Consider the following 19124-nt stretch of genomic DNA (forward strand, 5'->3'; position numbering starts at 1 on the left):
CAGTGATCCTTGTCTTCGAGGGCGATTACCGCTGCGGTGTACACTCGACAGCCCACGGACAGTGTCGGCGCGCCCGCCGATATCGCGCAAATCGCGGCTCGCCGGATCAGCCCGAATGTTACCGCTAACGGAATCACGTTGACCGGGTCGGTTCGATGTGCACATTCCGTCGCCAGAACAGAGGGAGGATGCTGCGTGAACCGGACGTTGCTCGTTGCGATCGGGCTGTCGACATCGGCGACCCTATTGGCCGTGGCCCAGGCGCAGGCCCAGACCCCGGCCCAGAACCAGGACCAGGCCCGTCCCGCAGACCTGTCCTACCGCAGCCCGGCGCGGACGCCGGCCGAGCGCGCGCGCGCCATCGTCGCGCAGATGACGCTGGAAGAGAAGGCGCTGCAGCTGGGCCATGACGCGCCTGCGCTGCCGCGGCTGGGCATTCCCAAATATAACTGGTGGAACGAGGGGCTTCACGGTGTCGCGCGCGCGGGCATCGCCACGGTGTTTCCGCAGGCCATCGGCATGGCCGCGAGCTGGGACGTCCGTCGCATGCGCGACACCGCCGACGTGATCTCGACCGAGTTCCGGGCCAAATATCTCGAGCGGCGCCATCCAGACGGCGGCAGCGATTTCTATCGCGGGCTGACAGTGTGGTCGCCCAACATCAATATCTTCCGCGATCCGCGATGGGGGCGCGGCCAGGAAACCTATGGCGAGGATCCGTATCTCTCCGGCCAGGTCGGCATCGCGTTCATCCGCGGGCTGCAGGGCGACGATCCCAATTATCTCAAGACGGTGGCGACGTCGAAGCACTTCGCGGTCCACTCCGGCCCCGAAAGCAATCGCCACCGCGAGGATGTCTATCCCAGCCTGCACGACCTGGAGGACACCTATCTGCCCGCGTTTCGCGCGACGGTGACCGAAGGCAAGGTCGAGTCGATCATGTGCGTGTACAATGCGGTGTGGGGGGTGCCGGGCTGCGCCAGCGCGGTGCTGCAGCAACATTATCTGCGCCGCGACTGGGGCTTCAAGGGCTATATCGTCTCCGATTGCGGCGCCGCGGCGAATATCTATCGCAAGGATGCGCTGGCCTATACCGACACCGCCCCGGAGGGCGTCGCGGCGGGCTTCGAGAACGGCATGGACCTGATCTGCGGCGATTATCGCAACGGCATGACCACCGATCCGGACAATATCGTCGCGGCGGTGAAACAGGGGCATCTGAGCGAAGCCACGGTCGACCGCGCGCTCCAGCGGCTGTTCGAGGCGCGGATCCGGCTGGGTCTGTTCGATCCGCAGCTCCCCTTTCCCGGCATCACCGCGCGCGATTACGACACGCCCGCGCATCACGCCAAATCGCGCGAGATGGCGGAAGCATCGATGGTGCTGCTGAAGAATGAGGGCAATCTGCTGCCGCTGAAGACCGCGCCGCGCACGATCGCGGTCATCGGGCCGAATGCCGACAGCTTCGATGCGCTGGTCGGAAACTATTACGGCACCCCGTCCAGGCCGGTCACCGTCCTCGACGGCATCCGCGCGCGCTATCCCAATGCCAGGATTATCCATGCCCAGGGCACCGGGCTGATCGGACCGGCGGAAATGCCGGTGCCGGATTCGGCGTTCCAGGGCCTGCGCGTCCAGCATTATGGCAATCGCGAGCTTCGCGGCGCACCGACCGCCACCACCGCCGCGACCAATGCCCGGATCGAGTGGCAGGGGGATCGCGAGAGCTCGGCCCGGTGGACCGGGACGCTGACGGCGCCCGAGACCGGGGAGTATCGCTTTCGCTTCGCCAGCGAGAATGGCTATCGCGTGTGGATCGACAACAAGCTGGTCGTCGACGAATGGGGCGTCGGCGATGCGCCGTCGATCCTGTCGGGCTCCGTCCGCCTGAGCCGCGGCAAGCGCTATGCCGTGCGGGTCGAAGGCTTCCAGCGCGGCGCGCGCGGCGCGCAGCAGCTGGTGTGGAGCCTGCCGAGTTCGAACGGCGACGATGCGGTGGCCGCTGCGCGCCAGGCCGACCTGGTGGTCTTCGTGGGCGGTCTGTCCGCGCGGATCGAGGGCGAGGAGATGAAGGTCCAGGCCAAGGGCTTCGCCGGGGGAGACCGGACCAGCCTCGACCTGCCCGAGCCGCAGCAGAAGCTGCTCGAGCGGGTTCAGGCGACCAGCCGGCCGGTGGTGCTGGTGCTGATGAACGGCTCGGCGCTGAGCGTGAACTGGGCTGACCGGAACATCCCCGCGATCGTCGAGGCCTGGTATCCGGGGGGCGAAGGCGGCCATGCCGTCGCGGGCCTGCTGGCGGGGGATTACAGCCCGGCGGGGCGCCTGCCGGTCACCTTCTACAAGTCGGCCGACGACCTGCCCGCGTTCGACGATTATTCGATGAAGGGGCGGACCTATCGCTATTTCGGCGGCGAGGTGCTGTACCCGTTCGGGCACGGGCTTTCCTACACCCGCTTCACCTATGGCAATGTCCGGGTCAGCAAGGACGCGGTCAAGGCGGGCGACCCCGTCACGGTGTCGGTCGATGTGACCAATGCCGGCGCGATGGACGGCGACGAGGTGGTCCAGCTCTATGTGACGCACCCCGGCAAGGAGGGTGCGGCGATCCGGACGCTGCAGGGCTTTCAGCGCCTGCGCATCAAGCGGGGCGATGTGCGAACCGTGCGCTTCACCCTCGACGATCGCCAGCTGAGCTTCGTCGATCCGCAGGGACGGCGCAGGATCGCCCCCGGACAGGTCGACATCTGGGTCGGCGGCGGCCAGCCGGTTGCGCGGCCGGGGCTTGCCCAGGCAGCGGGGGCCGCGACCTCGGTCCGGATATCGGGGGACAGACTGCTGCCGCGGTGAGCCGATCGCCGCGGCGCGGACCTTGCCGGAGGCCCTGAGATCCACCGACGCGCTGTTGATGCGGGGAAGCGTATTTCCGCGTCCCCGCCCGCTACTGTGCCAGGCGGACCATCGCCCCTCCAACGGTCAGGACGTCGTCGGGACAGGGTCGGGCCGAGCGGGCAATGCTCCGCACGTGCGGTCGACGCGGCACCCGCATCGAACCGCCTCGATCGCGTGGGGGCCAGCCCTACCGCGCGCCCGGCGCGATGTAATGACCGGCGATGGTGTCGATCAGGTTCTGCGGATTGGCGCCGACGAGGTTCGTCATGACGATCACGGCCACCTGATCGTCGGGATAGACGAAGAAGGTCGAGCGACCGCCACCGATACCGCCAAGCGCGCGGCGCTTGGTACCGGCAAGCACCGGCCAGCCCATCGCCCAGATATTGGCCTTTCCGTCGATGAAGTTGTCGGGCTGCCACATGCGGGCAAGGCTGGACTTCGACAGCAACCGGCCGTCCTGCAGTGCGATGATCCAGCGGGCGAGGTCGTCGGCGGTGGTGTAGAGACCGGCTCCGGCGCGCGTCGACACCGGGATGTCGTCGATCCAATGGTAGAGCGCGTCCTTGTCGCGGGTGCCCCGCCCCGCCTGCCCCTTGATATAGACCGCCGCTCGCCCGGGGACGATGTCATAGCCGTCGCCGAAGCGCGCATGCATCATGCCGGCGGACCGGAACTGGCGCTCGGCCAGGAACGCTTCGAAGGGCCGCCCGGCCATTTTTTCGATCAGTCGGCCCAGAAGGACGTAATTGGTCTGATTGTACGCGAATGCCGTTCCGGTCTTGCCGTCCATCGGCAGCGTCTGCACCTTCGCCCAGGCCTCCGCCTCCGACCCGCCGCCGATCAGGCCGTTTTCGTCGACGATGTTCGGCAATCCCGAGGAATGCGCCAGAAGCTGACGGATGCGGATCTCCCGCCATTGCTCGGGCAGCCCATCCAGATAGGTCGAAATCGGCGCCTCCAGATCGAGCTTGCCCGCCTGCGCCAGCTGCATGATGGCGACCCCGGTAAAGGACTTGGTCGCCGAATTGATCGGGAACAGCGTCTGGCGCGTGGCGGCGATGTCCTGCTCGATATTCGCCATGCCATAGGCCTCGGACATGACGACGCGGCCTTTGACCACGACCGCGACCTGAAGCGCGGGAATATGCTGCGCCGCCATCCTGGCTTTCAGCAGCGCCCGGGTCCGATCATTGGCGCGCAGCATCGCGGCGGACATGGTCATAGTCGCCGTCGCGGGCGCTGTCGCAGCGGCAGGCACGTCGGCCGGCGCGACACTCCCTGCCAAGGTGATCGCCAACAGCGCGGCGCGCTTGCCCCATGCCATGAACTCGTTCCCCTATCGCAACGTTCGCGAGCGGGTACGTACCCTGTCAACCATCGTCAACAGCCCTGGGCTCGCCGCAGCGGGATGGGAGCGTATGCGCAATGGCGGCTTGGGACAGGATCCCGCGCGAGCGAATGGCTGAAAATGGGGCGTTAGCTGCCATCGACCATGCCGCGCGCCCAGGCCGGGAAGCGTGTGTCCGCATCCCCCGCCTGCCACGGCGACAGACGGACCATCGCGGCCTCGAACAGGCGCGAGACGACCAGGCCGTCGAGCCAGGCGCGGATCCGGGGGAGCGGCTGGGCGTCGAACCAGGGGCGGTCGATCGCCGCGAACTGGCGGATGAAGGGCAGGATCGCAACGTCCGCCAGGCTCATAGCGGGGCCGCAGAGCCATGGAGCGGCGGCCAGGCGCTGCTCAATCGGGCGGAGCAGGTCAAGGCAGGCGGCGCGGTGCGGTGCGGGGTCGTCGTCATGGCGGTCGGGATATTTGGCGCGATCGAGATGGTGCTTGAACGGACCGTCATTGGCCTCGATCAGCGCGTCGCCGTCGGGGCCGAGCCAATTGTCCGGATCGTGGCGGGCGAGCGCCCAGCGCATGATGTCGAGGCTCTGATCGATGACGGTGCCATCGGGCAGGACCATTACGGGGACGGTCGCCTTGGGCGAGGCGGCGAGCATCTCGGCGGGCTTTGCGGAGAGCTTGACCTCGCGGATCGTGCAGGCCGTGCCGCTGGCCAGCAGCGCGAGGCGCGCGCGGATGGCATAGGGGCAGCGGCGGAACGAGTAGAGGATCGGAAGGCCGGGCATCGGGGCGGGCTTTAGGATGCGGTGGGTCCGGGCGCCACCGGTCAGCATGATTGATGGCACGCCAGCCCTGCCTCGCGCTGCTCGCCCCCGCCTTGATGCGCCCCCTGCCCCAGCCTCAGCTGGCGACCGGCCAGCCGTCGGCCGACCATTGCAGCGGCTGGATCTGGAGCGTGGGCGCGCCGTTCTGCTGGCGATCATAGGCGTGGTAGACGATGAAATCGCCGTCGCTGCGTTGCAGGATGGAGGCGCCGCCGCGGCCGACGAAGCGACTGCCGTCGCCCTGTCCATTGCCGAGCACGGGGGTGCCGCCGCCCTGGAGCATCGCGCGGCCCTCGCGGTCGACATAGGGACCGTCGATCGCCGACGAGCGGCCGACCACGGTGTTGTAGGTGCTGGTGGCGCCCTGGCAGCAGGAATCGAACGAGACGAACAGATAATATAAGCCGCCGTGGCGGATGATGTACGGCGCCTCGATCGCGCCCGGCGCGGGACGCGCGGCAAGCGCCCGGGGCGCGGGATCGCCGGCCAGGCGCAGGCCGGTGGCAGGGTCGATGCGGATCAGCTTGATCCCCGTCCAGAAGCTGCCGAAGACCAGCCAGGACCGGCCGTCGCCATCGTTGAACGCCATCGGATCGATCGCATTGAAGTCGTCGCTCGTCTGCGACTGGATGACCGCACCCTGATCGACCCAGTTGGCCGCCGGCGCATTGGGATCGATGCGGGTGGCGGTGGCCAGGCCGATCGCCGACTGGTTCCGCCCGAAGGTGGAGATCGAATAATAGAGGCGGTACTGGCCGCCGAGTTTCGAGATGTCGGGCGCCCACATGCCGGTGGCGCCGGGCACCGCGGTGCGCGTCCAGGCCGGCAGGACGGTGTAGCTGGCACCGCGCAGCGTCCAGGCGGCGAGATCGGGCGAGGTGCGCAGCGACAACAGGCCTGCCGCATCGCCGGCATTGCCCGTGGCGAAGAGATAATAGGTGTCGCCGTCCAGCAGGATCGCGGGATCGTGGACCGGGGTGACGGCGCCGGTGAGCGCGATCGACCCCGGTGCCGGGGTCGGCGTCGGGGACGGCGCCGGCGTGGGCGCCGGTGACGGCGTCGGGCTGGGCGTCGGCGTGGCCGACGGGGCGGGCGAGGCGGAAAGATCGCCGTCCCCCTGGCCACAGGCGGAGACGAGCACCAGCGACGGCAGCAGCAACGCGAGCGAACCCATGCGCATCACGGATAATCCTTCCAGAAAGGAGGGCGGCGGACCGGCCGGTCCGCCGCCATGACGTCAGTTGAAGCTGTAGCGCGCGCCGATCGCGAACGTCCGCGGGATCAGCACCGTGCCGAGGTTGAAGCGATCCTTGTCCCCGACATCGTCGAACCGGTAATATTCCTGCTGCTTGGTGCGGGTCAGGTTGACCGCGTCGAACGTGAAGGCGAGCCGGTCGGTGATCCTCGCGGTCAGCTGGATGTCGAGGCTGGCCTCTGCGCGGCGCCAGACGCCGAGCGGATTGGCGAACAGCCGCGCCTCGTTCCGCACCTGCCACGCGTTGCGATAGACATAGGACAGGCGCGCGCCGATCGGGCCGTTATCATAGGCCAGCGTGGCATTGTACGAGAAGTCTGACACGCCGAAGAAGCCCGATTCCTGCTCGCCGGTCTGTTCGCCGGCAATGTTGTAGATCGGCACATTCTGGGTCGAGTCGAGCACCGTCACACTGCCCTGGACGCCGAGGCCGTCGAGGAAGCTGGGCAGATAGGTAGGGAAATAGGTGACCCCCACCTCGAGCCCCTTCAGCACGCCTTCGGAAGCGTTGGCGGGGCGGCTGATCACGAAATTGTCGGTCGCGCCCGCGACGATGCCGTTATTGGGAATGAATTCGAGCTGGCTGACCGGCACGACCAGCCCCTTGATGTCGCGGCGGAAGGCGGTGACGGTGATCGCGCTGTTGCGGTCGAAATACCATTCCAGCGCCGCGTCATAGTTTTTCGACGTCGTCGGCTGGAGATTGGCGGTGCCGGCCGAACCGCTGCCATAGCCGACATTGGTGAGATCGCCGGTCAGCGAGTAATTCGGATTGATGTCGCCGAAACCCGGACGGCGCAGCGTCTCGCCATAGTTGAAGCGCGCGCGCAGCGTGTCGGTGATGTCGTAGCGCGCCGTGAAGCTGGGCAGGAACCGGTCCGAGCCGGGCGAGGCGCGCGACACCGCGCCGTTGTTGAACCGGTCGACAAAGGTCGCGTCGGTATCGACCGCGACATAGCGCACGCCCGCCTGGAGCTTGAGTGGACGCCCGAAGATGGTGAGTTCGCCGTCCGCCTGGATATAGGCGGCGGTGGTCTTTTCATCGACGTCGAACACGCGGGTCAGCGTCAGCTGATCGGAGGTCTTCAGCCCATAGAGCCCGCGAATCTCGTCGATATGGGCATAATTATAATAGCCATTGGCGTTGACCCAGCTGGTCGGCACATCGGCACGACCGTCGAAGAAGTCCGAATTGGTGAAGGTGGCGCCCGCAGGCAGGCTGGACAGCGGGCGGCCGAGATTGCCGGCGTCGGCAGTCCGCACCTCGCTCGAGGCGCGGCGCGCGTCGAAGCGGAAGCCGGCCCGGATCTGGCGCAGGAATCCCGAATCCCAGCAGTAGAAGCCGTCGAGCGTGGCGGTGAAGGCACTGCCCTTGTCGCGATTGGCATTGTCGTAGAGCTGCGCGACATTCCAGCTGACGGGATCCGCAAGCGCGGCGTCATTGTCGAAATGATAGGCGGGAAGCCCGCCGCCGGCGTTGAAATCGACGGTGATCTGATTGGCGACGCGGTCGGTCCGCATCGCGAGGAACGCGGTGTTGAACTCACTGGTCTGATAGGCGGCGTCGGCGACGATCCCGCCATTGCTGCCCACGTCCCATTTGCCGTTCAGCGCATAGACGAAGCTGTCGGTCTTGCTGCGCGTATAGTCGCCGCTGTTGAACCCGTAGACGCTGTTCGCGACGCGCGACTTCACGATGTTGGTGCCGTCGTACAGCGTCGGCGCCTGGGGGTTGGCCCAGAAATCGACGAAGCTGAACTGAAGGCTGTTATAGGTGTCGCCGCGGAAGCCCGAATAGAAGATTTCGGCCGTGTAGACCGAGCTGCTGTTGGGCGCCCATTGCAGCGCAGCGTTCGCCGAAGGGCGCTCGCGCTTGCCATAAAGATCCGAGCTGAATACCGCGTCGCGCGCCAGCCAATAGGGTGTCGCGACGCCGTTCACGATCATCGTCGAGCCGGCGGCGGTGGGCAGGCCGGTCTCGGTCCCGACCTGCCAGTTGCCGAGGCCGGGGGTATTGATGAACGCGCCGGTCGTGGGATCCGTCGGCGCGGGGAAGATACGCTGGAACCCGGAAAGGCCGCTGCCGGCCGGCGGGTTGAGCGTCGCGAAGGGAACGAATGCGCCCGCCGTCGTCGACATGGTGCGGAATTTCGAGCGGGTATAGCTGGCATTGACCAGCAGGCCGATGTTGCCGATGCCGGTTTCCCACCGGTCGCTGAGCAGCAGGGCGGCGTTCGGATTGATCTTGTCCGCCTGCTCATCATAGATTCCGCGCACCAGCGCCGAGAGCGCGAAGCCCTCGAAGTCGAACGGGCGCCGCGTCACGACATCGACCTGCCCGGCCAGACCGGTCTCGATCTGGTCGGCCGCGCGCGTCTTGTACACGTCCACCCGTTTGATGAGGTTCGCGGACACATCCTGCAGCGTGAAGGACTGGCCGGCGGCGGTGAAGATGTTGCGCCCGTTCAGCGTGGTCAGCGCGTCGGGCAGGCCGCGGATCTGGATGCCGGCCGCTTCGCCCTGTCCGCGATCGGTCACCTGGATGCCGGTAACACGCTGCAGTGCCTCGACCACGTTATTGTCGGGCAATTTGCCGACGTCCTCTGCCACGACCGAGTCGACGATCTGGGTCGAATCGCGACGACGGTTGATCGCACCGACGATCGACGCGCGCACGCCGGTCACGACGATCTCGTCGCTGGGCGCGTCCTGCGGCGCGGCCTGGCTGCCCGTCTGCTGCTGTGTGGCGGCCGGGTCTGGGGCCGCCGCCTGGGCGATGGCCTGACCGCTCAGCGCGATCGACGCCATAGAGACCGAGGCAAGAAACACTAGTTTCGATCGCATCAGAAATCCTCCCCGATGATTATGTGGCACGCTCTGTGGCGCTTATTACTCCGACTTTTTTCGTATCACTTCCCGGATTTGCGGCAAGCGCTTTCGCCAACGCAATGTTCATGCGACTGAAGATTTCGCCTGAGACGTTGCAAAATTGGCACAAAATCTCAGATCTTGCATCGGTCAGGATTGCACGAACGCAGGCGAGCGCCGACGACGCGACAATTCAGCGCAATCGATTACTCTGAGTATAGCGATCAGGTGATGCTTGCGGACGAGCGTCTACGGCCGCGGTAAAGGACCATTTGCGACCGGCACGCCAAATATCGGAGAGCCATCGGCGGCATAGCGGAAATACTGCATCCGCGTGTGACGATTGGGATCGAACAGCGGATCGCCCTTGATCTCGGCATAGTCGCGCGCGTGGTAGACGAGGACATCGCGCCCTGCCTCGTCGACGGTGAAACTATTATGTCCGGGCCCGAAAATCCGGTGCTGCTCCGACGTCTTGAATACGGGGACCCGCGATTTCGACCAGTTGGACTCATCCATGAGATCCGCGTCCGCGCCGCAGGTCAGCATGCCCATGCAATATCGCGCGTCGGTCGCGCTTGCCGAATAGGTCATGAAAAGCTTGCCGTTGCGCTCGAGCAGCGCCGGCGCCTCGTTGACCTTGAACCCCTGGATCTCCCAGTCGAGCGTCGGCACTGACAGGCGCACCGGCTTTGCCGCCAGCGTCAGCGCCGAGGCGAGCGGCGCGAGATACAGGTTGGAATTGGTGTCGATGCCCGGCTCGCGCTGCGCCCAGGCGAGATAGCGGCGCCCCTTGTGAACGAAACTCGTCGAATCGAGATTGAACGTTTCGCACGGCGTTTGCAGCTGGCCGAGCACCGACCAGTTCCCCGTCATCGGATCCGCACCGTCGCAGACCACCGCATAGGTGCGGATGCGGAAGACGTCCTCGCCCCCGCCGCTGGGGCCGGCGGCAAAATACATGACCCATTTGCCGTCGATGAGATGCAGCTCCGGAGCCCAGATGAACCCCGACATCGGGCCGCTGGCCTCGTGGCGCCACAATATCCTTTCCGGCGCGGTCGACAGGCCGGCAAGCGTCCTGGCACGGCGCAGGACGAGCCGGTCATATTCCGGAACGGATCCGGTCAGATAATAATGGCCGTCGCTGTGCCGGAATATCTGCGCGTCCGCTCGCTGGCGCACGACCGGATTGACGATCGTCGATGCGCTGCCGGCCCAGGCCGAACCGGGTGTCGCCGCAGCGACTGCAGCACCAGCCAGGAAAAAGCGTCGAGTGAGCATTCAGGTCCTCCGCCATGCGCCTGCCAGCCGCAGCAGGAGCCGGGACGATCCGGTTTCAGGCTACCGGAGTTCCGGGCGGGCTACCGCAGACCGCAGATCTGTGTACCACTATTACTCCGACATATTTTTGGGGGCGTCAACGTGTCGTGCAGATGTGGACCTTGCGTCGCTGGCGCCTTCGGCAGGACGCGCACGAGGCGCTCGCCCTGTACGAGGCCGCCTTCATCACGGCGGACTTTGCGGACGGCTTCACCTCGCGAATGGGGCAGCCCGTGCGGCCGGCAGCGCGAAACCCGCACGCACAGCGTGGGGGCAGCGGCTGGACGAGCAGGGAATTGGACGGTCGGGCATCGAGGGTTTGGGGCGCGATCGGTTTGGGCGCCGATGTTTTGAATTCGGCGTGCGCAACAACGTCGTTGGTGGATCGCAATCCGTTCAAGAGAACGCTGACCATAGCACTGCGTGCAAAACCCGCGGGATTACGTGTACACGGGCTTGTTCGATCATCAGTTGTTTCTCAACGAATCAGCTTCTCGCCTGCGGGCCAACCCAGCAACCGCCGCCAGATATTCCCCGATCTCAAGGGGCAATTTCGACCGAATGCTTACATATATGGAACAAGATCCGCGGCTGATTGATGTTCGCTGGATGGCGTACATGTTCGCCACCGCCTATTGGGAAACCGCACGAGCCGTTACCGTCGGCGTCCGGCCGAACGGACGTCCCATACGACAGTTCCAGACTCTGGCTCCTGTCGATGAAACCGGCGCAGGTAGGGGATATCGGTACGGCCGCCCGGTCAAGGTCGAGCGACTCGGCGTGACCAAGGCCAGAATCACCGAATGGGATGGCGAGCAGTTCGAGGTCAACGAAAGTGGATACACCGTCCCGCAGGGCCAAATAGGCGGAGCAGACTACGGCAAGCCGGCCCACCGTAATTACACGTCCGCAGCCGGACGAGAGTTCGTCTACCATGGTCGTGGTTACGTCCAGCTCACATGGTGGTATAATTATGCCATGGCCTCAATTGCGATAGGGAGAGGCCTTGCCCTACTGTGGAATCCAGAACTCGCCAAGAATTCAGATGTTGCTTACTTCGTTATGGTGGATGGCATGATGACCGGTCGTCACTACGCAAATAGGAAAACAATTCACATGTACATTGCAGGATCAACTGCAAACTATGCTGGCGCTCACTTAATCGTAAACCCCTATGATCCACAACCCGCAATCGTCGAAGCTGCCGAAGAATTTGAAGCTGCACTATTGAAATCGCGCAGGTGAACTTTGTCATGGGCAAGATAGGGATAATCGCATTCATTATCGCTTTTTTATTGAGCGGGACAGTATACCCGCGATTGGGTCAGAGCGAGAACGGCACTCCAGAGTCAGAGGCCGGGACGGGTGCTAAATCCCGAGAGGATCTCGGCAGCTATGTCGTGACACACGTGCTGATCGATCCGGTGCTCGACAATTTGCAACGGGTCTTTTTCCCGGACGATCCGCGATTTGTCGGCCGGCTCTTTACAATCGAACCAAATCGACTGTCCGATGATATTGGCCTGCCCTGCACAAAGGTCAGCCGGCGATGGTCTCGGCAAACCGTAGCAGCAGTACTCAAGACCCATAGCCAGCGACGCAACCAGGACGCCGACCGAATACCGGTACCGCAGGATTACCGCCTTTCTCCCGTACCCGCCGGGCCGGTCGATATCGTCGTTTATGATTGCAACAATGCAACAGATCCACGCACCCGAACGATCCCGGGCAATTCGTGGGTGGGTGCTGTTGGATGGTCTTTGGGGGATGGGCGCCGCGCTATACTATGGGCAGATGAAGTCATCTTGATCCTTGAACCCCGAGGGTCGGCGCCGCCGAAGCCAAGCTTCCCGTGCGTTAAAGCGCGCAGCGTTACCGAGCGAGCGATTTGCGCAGACGCGTCGTTAGCAAATTGGGACCGCAGCGTCGCCACAGCATACGCGCTAAACCTCAAAGGAAGTACGAAACCGATCGATTGGACCCCCACAAATGATCCGGACGCACTCGAGGCGTTTCATCGTCGCTGGCTGGCAGAACGCGATCGGTGCGGTGCCGATCGGGAATGCCTGCTGAGCAAGATGTATGGGCAGGTCGACGTGCTGATGCGGCGACAATATTGACCGCCGCCCAGGACGTTTCCCGCGTGAGGTCACGAGGATGTCGTCCAGTGTCAACGGCACCCAAGGACGTCCGAGGCATGCTGTCGGAGTCCTGATCGATCCGCGCACCAGCGGCAGGACGAGCATGTTGAGCGGGTGACCGGTTCCAGATGCTGGACGGCCTGGTGACAGCGTAGCGATAGAGCCCGTCGTCCGGGAGTTGCCTCGGGTCGGACCCAGCACTGCGGTGGGTGGTCAGGCGGTCAGGCCTGGCCTTCCAGGGCTTCGAACGCTTCGGCCAGGATTTCGGCAAGGGGGCGTTTGCCGTCCTCGCGATTGAGCGTGTCGAGCGACAGGCGGACGGCGCCGATCGAGACCATGGCGATCATGCGCAGCGCGGTCTCGCTGTGCGACTCGGGCCATTTTTCGCTCAGCGCGGCGAACAGGGTCTCCTCGTGCCGGACATAGCTGGCGATCTTGCGCGCCTGGACCGCTTCGCTGGAGCGCATCAGCCGGTCGCGCTTGAGCAGTTCGTCGGCGGGGACCGGCAGGGCGACGCGGATCGCGGCGTCGCGGACGGCGTGGAGCGGCTTCTTGGCAGCAGGCTCGTCGGCGAGCTGAGCGGAGAGGATGTCGCCCATCGCATTCTGCATGCCGAGCAGGATGTCGTCCTTCGACTGGTAATAATGGAAGAAGGTACGGCGCGAGATGTCTGCGGCGGCGGCGATTTCGTCGATCGTCGTCGCGTCATAGCCATGTTCGACAAACAGCCGGATGCCGGCTTCCTTGATCCGCTTGGCGGTTTCGCGCCGCTTGCGCTCCCTTAGCCCCTCCGGCGCGGACTCGCTCTTTGCACTCGTCATTTTTGCCCTTGATGCAATATTGCACTCGATGTAGATATATTTTTACACTAAGTGCAAATCAGTGGAAAGGCAATGTCATAAGTCGGTGGACGGAAGCGGAGATGGGATCGCAGCGGGGCAAGCTGGCGATCGTGACGGGTACGGGCGGACTGGGGTACGAGACCGCACTGGTGCTGGCACGGCATGGGGCGGAGGTGATCCTGGCCGGGCGCAACCCGCGCAAGGGCGCCGAGTCAGTGGCGCGGATCCAGGGCCAGGGCGTGACGGGCCGGGTGCGGTTCGAGCAGCTCGACCTGGCGAGCCTGGCGTCGGTCGCGGCGTTCAGCGAACGGATGGGACGGCAGCATGAGCGGCTGGACCTGCTGATCAACAATGCCGGCGTCATGACGCCACCCCAGCGTCAGGAGACCAGCGACGGGTTCGAGCTGCAGTTCGGGACCAATTATCTCAGCCATTTCGCGCTGACCGCCGGGCTGCTCCCGCTGCTGCGCGCCGCCGAACGGCCGCGGGTGGTAACGCTGTCGAGCGTGGCGGCGCGCGGCGGGGCGATCGATTTCGACGACCTGGACGCGCGCAAGGAGTATCGCGCGGGCGCGGTCTATGCCCAGTCGAAGCTCGCCTGCCTGATGTTCGCGTTCGAGCTGCAGCGGCGCAGCCTGGCGGGGGATTGGGGGATCGAGAGCATCGGCGCCCACCCGGGCGTGACGCGCACCGACCTGATCCTCAACGGATCGGGCGCGAACAGCGTCAATGGATGGGTGCGGCAGCACCTGCCCTTCCTGTTCCAGCCATCATGGCAGGGCGCGCTGCCCACCCTGTTCGCGGCGACCTCGCCGCTGGCAAAGGGCGGCCGTTATTACGGGCCTGACCGGCTGAGCGAGACGCGCGGCTATCCGGCTGAGGCGCGAATCCCGCCGCGGGCGCTGGACGGAAGCGCCGCGGCGCAGCTGTGGGACGTGTCGCAGCAGCTGACCGGCGTGCGGTTCGAGCCGAACGCGATGGTACTGGCGCAGTGAGCGGGTCGGCGGTGGCGCCCCCGCGCCCGGCGGCGGGCGGGACAGCGGCAATCGGGTCCGGGCCGGCGCTGCTCGGCACGCTGGTGCTGGTCAGCATCTTCTCGCAGATCGACCGGATCCTGCCGTTCATCCTGACCGAGTCGATCCGCGAGGAACTGGACCTGAGCGATACGGAGCTCGGGCTGGTCACCGGGCTGGCCTTTGCGGTGTGCTATGCGCTGATGTCGCTGCCGCTGGCGCGCGCGGCGGATCGCGGATCGCCCAAGATCGTGATGATCGCCTGCATCCTGGTGTGGAGCGCGATGACCGCGCTGGGCGGGGCGGCGACCGGGTTCGTGATGCTGGCGATCACGCGGTTCGGCGTGGCGCTGGGCGAGGCGGGCGCGACGCCGTCGGCGCATGCGATCATCGCGCGGCAGGTGCCCCCCGAGCGGCGCGGGCGGGCGATCGGGCTGTTCTCGATGGGCATTCCGCTGGGCACGATGATCGGCTTTGCCGGAGGCGGCGCGCTGGCCGACACGATCGGGTGGCGCGGGGCGCTGATCGGCGCGGGACTGACCGGCGGGCTGATCGCGCTGCTGGCGATGGTGACGATCCAGCCCACCCCGGTGCTGGCGCGCAGCGGCGAGGCGGGCCAGCCCTTCCTGAAGTCGAGCGCGCAACTGCTGCGCAATCCCGCCTTTCGCTGGATCTTCATAGGATCGCTGGTGGTCGGCTTTGCCGGCGGCCCCTTCTATGCCTTTGCCGCGCCGTTCCTGATGCGGACGCACGGGTTGAGCGCGAGCGAGGTGGGGCTGAGTTTCGGGCTGTTGCAGGGGTTGATGGGGATCATCGGCACGCTGGCAGGCGGTGCGGGGTTCGACCGGGCGGTGCGATCGGGCAGCGGGCGGGTGCTGGGGCCGCCGTCCTGGCTGTTCATCGGCGCGAGCATCGTCGCGGTGCCGGCGCTGCTGGCGCCCGGACCGGAGCTGGCGATCGCGCTGCTGGTGCCGTTCATGCTGTCCTTCTCGTTCCTGCTGCCCTGGGCATTCGGCGCGGCGCATCTGGTGGCAGGCAATGGCCGCGAGGCGATGGCGTCGGGGCTGGTGCTGATCGGATCGGGACTGCTGGGACCGGCGCTGGGTCCGGTGCTGATCGGGCTGATCAGCGACGGTGCGACTGCGGCGGGGATTGGCAACGGGCTTGGCCTGGGCCTGATGATCGCGCCGGCGGCGGGCATTGCGACGGGGATCGTGATGCTGGTGGCGAGCAGGCGGATTTCGGAGGAGCTGACGGGCCGGACCGGGTAGCGCGCCGGCGGCGGGCCAGCTCCTCCGCCGCCCTCGCCTCACCGCCCGCCGCCCGGCGCGAAGTCGATGCGGGCGCGTTCGCCGATCAGGCCGCCGCTGACCCTGCCCTCGACCAGTTCATAGCCCATCAGCGCGAAGACACGGCCGTTCAGGAAGATCGGGCGGGCATTGCCGTACCAGTCGACGCAGGACGCCTTGCACGCATCATCGCGCACATCGCCGGCATTGGCGACCAGTTCGCCTGCCGGGGAGAAGCGGCGGGCGTCGCGGCGCAGGAAGGCGATGGCCGAGCCCGAGCCGAGGAAGCGGGCGGTGGCGGAGCGATCGATCGCGCGGGTGACGGGCAGGCCGAGCATGCCCGACGCGCCGTCGCGGCTGTCAGGATCGGGCGAGAAGAAGAACGCCTGGCTGCGGCGCTCGCCCTCATGCGCGGCGGGAAGGAAATAGGTGTCGCCGTGGCGCGGGCGGCCGCTCAGCTCGATCGCGCTGAAGCCCAGCCGCTCCCTAGGATCGTTGCCGATCGCGATCCCGTCGCTGCCGATGATGTCGATCCGGTCGATCCCGTGCGGCAGCGGGATCCGGGCGATGGCGCTGCCGTCGAGCGGAACGGCATAGATCAGGGCGGACTGGCTGTACTGGTTGAAGGTCCCGGCGCTGTACAGCAGGTGCCGGCCGACGAAGCGGTTGTGGAAGCTGTAGCCGTCGGGATCGACCGGCAGCGCGCGATAGGCCGAGGCGGGCAGGACGTGCGAGCCATTGCCGAAGCGCGACAAGGGCATGGCGAGCAGCGCGGTCGCGCCGCCGCTGCGTTCCGAGCGCCACATGGCCTCACCCCCGCTGTCGGCGCGCACGACCACGTTGAGGCGGCCCGCGGCGCGGTCCTCGGAAAAGGAGAATTGGTCGACCGGGCCACCCCAGGCCTGGGCCGCGCCGGGGGCCGACCCGTCGAGCGGCAGTCGGTAGACGAAGGCGCCTGAGCGGGCAGTCGCCGGCCGCGCGCCATCGGTCCAGACATAGACTGCCTCGCCCGAGACATAGAAGCTGCGCGACCAGGTGCCGAGGACGGCCGTGGCGCGGCACGCCATGACCGGCGCGGCGAGATCGCACTGGGTGACGGTGTGTAGCGTCGACAGGTCGGCCGTCGGCGCGCGGCGCAGCGGATCGGGGACATAGAGGCGGGTCGCCGGCATCGTCCGCTCGAATGGCGCGTCGCGCTTGCCCGACCAGCGCTGCAGCCCCGGCAGCGTCTCCAGCGGACGCTCGCTGTCGATGCGGAGCGGCGTGTAGAAGATCAGCGTCGAGCCGATCAGCCGAGAGGCATAGTTGCTGGCGGAATAATAATCGTCCGAGCGCAGGTGATAGCTGTCTTCGTAGCGCAGGCGCCCGTCGGGCGCGATGCGGAAGCGGTTGATCTCGGTCCCGCCGCGCGAATAGCTGTAGCCGACGACGATCACCCGGTCGCCGCTGACCAGCATCTCGTCATACCAGCCATCGCCCTGCGTGCCCGGCGGAAAGGCATCGATATGGTCGACCGGGGTCATGGCATTGCCGGCAAGCGATACGGTGAACAGCCGGCCGCGGCGCAGGATGACGAGATGGTCGCCGGCAGTCTTGACGATGCCGCCCTCGTCGACATCGGCCTCCTGGGTGTTGGTGATGCTGGGCGCGGCACGGCTGGCAGGCGCCGCCGCCTCGGCCTGCGCGGATGGTGCGGATGGCGCGGGCATTGCGAGCGGCGGCGGCACGGGTATGACGCTGTCATAAGCGACAGGCCCCGAGCTCTGATCCGCACGCTGGCGGGCAGCGACCTTGCGCATGAAGGCGGACAGTTCAGCGTCGCTGGCAAAGGCGCGCATAGGGGGATCCTGAGGCTTGGCGGACTGCGCCGGCGACGTGCAGCCGCTTGCCCAGGCCGCAACGATCAATGCGATTCCGAGTCCCCGCATGGCACCTCTCCATTACTGTATGTGATGTTATTACATAGCGCCCATCGGACTGCAAGATGATGGGCGCGACCGGACAGTGGCTCAACCATTACGGATCATTCTGTAACGTCCCGGCCGGGCGCCCCGCTTCTCGCACTGGCAGCTGAGGCGTAGTCTGGCGTTCGCTTGCGGTCCCCTTACCGCTTTCGACACCGGGAGTCTGCGGATGCCCCTGAACCGTCCACCCGCTGCCCTTCGAGCGATTGCAGGTCTGATCGCGACCTGCGGGAGCATCGCGACCGCGCCCGCCCTTGCCCGTCCCGGCGACGATGTCGGCCGTTATGTCGTGACAAGAGTGCTGATCGACCCGGTTCTCGACAATTTACAGCGGCGTTACTTTCCGGACGACCCACGATTCGTCGGACGGCTCTTTACCCTCGAAACCAATCTGTTGTCCGACGATGCCGGCCTGCCCTGTACCAAGGTACGCCGGCGCTGGTCGCGACAATCTGTGGCAGCGGTGCTCAAGGCAAATAGCCAGCGGCGCAACCAATATGCGGCGCGCGCGCCGGTGCCGCGGGATTACAAGCTTCCGCCGGTGCCGCGCGGACCGATCGCGATCGTCAGTTATGATTGCGACGACGATCGGGATGATCGCACCAACGGTTTCCCGGGCGCTGTCGGCTGGGCCCTGAGTGGCGACCGACGAGCACTTTTGTGGTCCCAAGAGGTTATCCTGATTCTGAAGCCGCGGGGCCGGGACGCGCCGCGGCCGAGCTTTTCGTGCGCCAAGGCGCGCAGTCTGACTGAACAGACGATCTGCGCGGATGCATCGCTGGCAAATTGGGATCGCAGTGTCGCCATGGCCTATGCGGTAAACCTGAGCGGCAGTACCAAGCCGCTAGACTGGACGCCGACGGATGATCCGGAGGCACTTCAGGCAAGTCAGCGCCGCTGGCTTGCCGAGCGGGATCGATGCGGTGCCGATCGGGAGTGCCTGCTCGGCCAGATGTTCAGCCGCACGGATATATTGATGCGGCGTCAGTATGAGCTGGAGGAATGACGCGCCGACGCTCGGCTTGCGCTCGCGGGCACCAGCGCGGAAGCGGACGGAACAACTGCGTGTTTGCGACAAGCCGCACTTCTTTCGATAGCTCCGGCGAGGCAGCCCGGTTGCAGGATGGCAAGGTCGGCCAGCGATCTCGACCGCATGTCGTAACCAGCGTGCTGATCGACCGGTCAAGCAAGTCGGCCTCGGCTCCGCTCAGGCGGTGGCGACAGGCGACCCGGTCATAGGACCGGCGTTGTTGCGCAGGCTGCTGCGCGCCAAGGCTGCGCGCGATACCGAGCTGCCGGTGATCGACATCGCCTTCCAGCCCGGATGGGATAGCCTGGGCACGTTCGGCCGCCTGAACCGGGCTT

At 66.0% G+C, this 19124-nt stretch carries 13 protein-coding genes and 1 pseudogene; 7 read left to right on the forward strand and 7 right to left on the reverse strand.

Annotation, left to right across the window (positions count from 1 at the left end):
• Positions 1 to 195: 195 nt before the first annotated feature.
• Entirely contained in the window at positions 196 to 2847 is a 2652-nt protein-coding gene (locus ACZ1H8_RS06770) for a glycoside hydrolase family 3 C-terminal domain-containing protein (protein ID WP_465180581.1), read from the forward strand.
• A 229-nt stretch (positions 2848 to 3076) separates the two neighbouring features.
• Here the strand turns inward: ACZ1H8_RS06770 and ACZ1H8_RS06775 are convergent, their stop codons facing one another.
• Positions 3077 to 4114 (reverse strand): serine hydrolase domain-containing protein, encoded by a 1038-nt coding sequence (locus ACZ1H8_RS06775; protein ID WP_465180582.1) that lies wholly within the window; start codon positions 4112 to 4114, stop codon positions 3077 to 3079.
• Between ACZ1H8_RS06775 and ACZ1H8_RS06780 the strand changes: the two genes are divergently transcribed.
• Entirely contained in the window at positions 4107 to 4358 is a 252-nt protein-coding gene (locus ACZ1H8_RS06780; protein ID WP_465180583.1) for a hypothetical protein, read from the forward strand. The two genes, ACZ1H8_RS06775 and ACZ1H8_RS06780, sit on opposite strands and share 8 nt — an antisense overlap.
• Positions 4359 to 4368: 10 nt before the next feature.
• Here ACZ1H8_RS06780 and ACZ1H8_RS06785 read toward each other — a convergent pair whose 3' ends face one another.
• The 4 genes and pseudogenes from ACZ1H8_RS06785 to ACZ1H8_RS06800 all read right to left on the reverse strand — a co-directional run.
• On the reverse strand, positions 4369 to 5025 hold the full coding sequence (locus ACZ1H8_RS06785; protein WP_465180584.1) for a glutathione S-transferase: 657 nt from the start codon (positions 5023 to 5025) through the stop codon (positions 4369 to 4371).
• Positions 5026 to 5140: 115 nt separating this feature from the next.
• Positions 5141 to 6247: an arabinan endo-1,5-alpha-L-arabinosidase gene (locus tag ACZ1H8_RS06790; protein ID WP_465180585.1), complete on the reverse strand. Its 1107-nt coding sequence runs from the start codon at positions 6245 to 6247 to the stop codon at positions 5141 to 5143.
• Positions 6248 to 6301: 54 nt separating this feature from the next.
• On the reverse strand, positions 6302 to 9163 hold the full coding sequence (locus tag ACZ1H8_RS06795) for a TonB-dependent receptor (protein ID WP_465180586.1): 2862 nt from the start codon (positions 9161 to 9163) through the stop codon (positions 6302 to 6304).
• A gap of 282 nt (positions 9164 to 9445) precedes the next feature.
• A pseudogene (locus ACZ1H8_RS06800) lies at positions 9446 to 10471 on the reverse strand (glycoside hydrolase family 43 protein); the annotation flags it as partial.
• A 612-nt stretch (positions 10472 to 11083) separates the two neighbouring features.
• Between ACZ1H8_RS06800 and ACZ1H8_RS06805 the strand changes: the two are divergent.
• The gene (locus tag ACZ1H8_RS06805) at positions 11084 to 11755 is read left to right on the forward strand and encodes a glycoside hydrolase family 19 protein (RefSeq protein ID WP_465180587.1); all 672 of its coding nucleotides are present in this window, start codon (positions 11084 to 11086) and stop codon (positions 11753 to 11755) included.
• Positions 11752 to 12630, forward strand: coding sequence for a lysozyme inhibitor LprI family protein (locus ACZ1H8_RS06810; RefSeq protein ID WP_465180588.1), 879 nt, complete (start codon positions 11752 to 11754; stop codon positions 12628 to 12630). Before ACZ1H8_RS06805 ends, ACZ1H8_RS06810 begins: the two co-directional genes overlap by 4 nt.
• Before the next feature lie 242 nt (positions 12631 to 12872).
• Here ACZ1H8_RS06810 and ACZ1H8_RS06815 read toward each other — a convergent pair whose 3' ends face one another.
• Positions 12873 to 13472 carry a TetR/AcrR family transcriptional regulator gene (locus ACZ1H8_RS06815; protein WP_465180589.1) on the reverse strand — a complete coding sequence of 200 codons (600 nt, stop codon included), beginning with the start codon at positions 13470 to 13472 and terminating at the stop codon, positions 12873 to 12875.
• A gap of 101 nt (positions 13473 to 13573) precedes the next feature.
• Here ACZ1H8_RS06815 and ACZ1H8_RS06820 point away from each other — a divergent pair, with 101 nt between their 5' ends.
• On the forward strand, positions 13574 to 14488 hold the full coding sequence (locus tag ACZ1H8_RS06820; protein ID WP_465180590.1) for an SDR family oxidoreductase: 915 nt from the start codon (positions 13574 to 13576) through the stop codon (positions 14486 to 14488).
• Positions 14485 to 15777: an MFS transporter gene (locus ACZ1H8_RS06825; protein ID WP_465180591.1), complete on the forward strand. Its 1293-nt coding sequence runs from the start codon at positions 14485 to 14487 to the stop codon at positions 15775 to 15777. Before ACZ1H8_RS06820 ends, ACZ1H8_RS06825 begins: the two co-directional genes overlap by 4 nt.
• 38 nt (positions 15778 to 15815) lie before the next feature.
• Here ACZ1H8_RS06825 and ACZ1H8_RS06830 read toward each other — a convergent pair whose 3' ends face one another.
• Complete coding sequence (locus ACZ1H8_RS06830) at positions 15816 to 17723, reverse strand: beta-propeller domain-containing protein (RefSeq protein WP_465180592.1); 1908 nt, start codon at positions 17721 to 17723, stop codon at positions 15816 to 15818.
• A 205-nt stretch (positions 17724 to 17928) separates the two neighbouring features.
• On the opposite strand from ACZ1H8_RS06830, the gene ACZ1H8_RS06835 reads away from it, so the two are divergent.
• On the forward strand, positions 17929 to 18765 hold the full coding sequence (locus tag ACZ1H8_RS06835; RefSeq protein ID WP_465180593.1) for a lysozyme inhibitor LprI family protein: 837 nt from the start codon (positions 17929 to 17931) through the stop codon (positions 18763 to 18765).
• Positions 18766 to 19124 lie beyond the last annotated feature (359 nt).

This window comes from Sphingomonas sp. BL-S-25 (assembly GCF_055521555.1).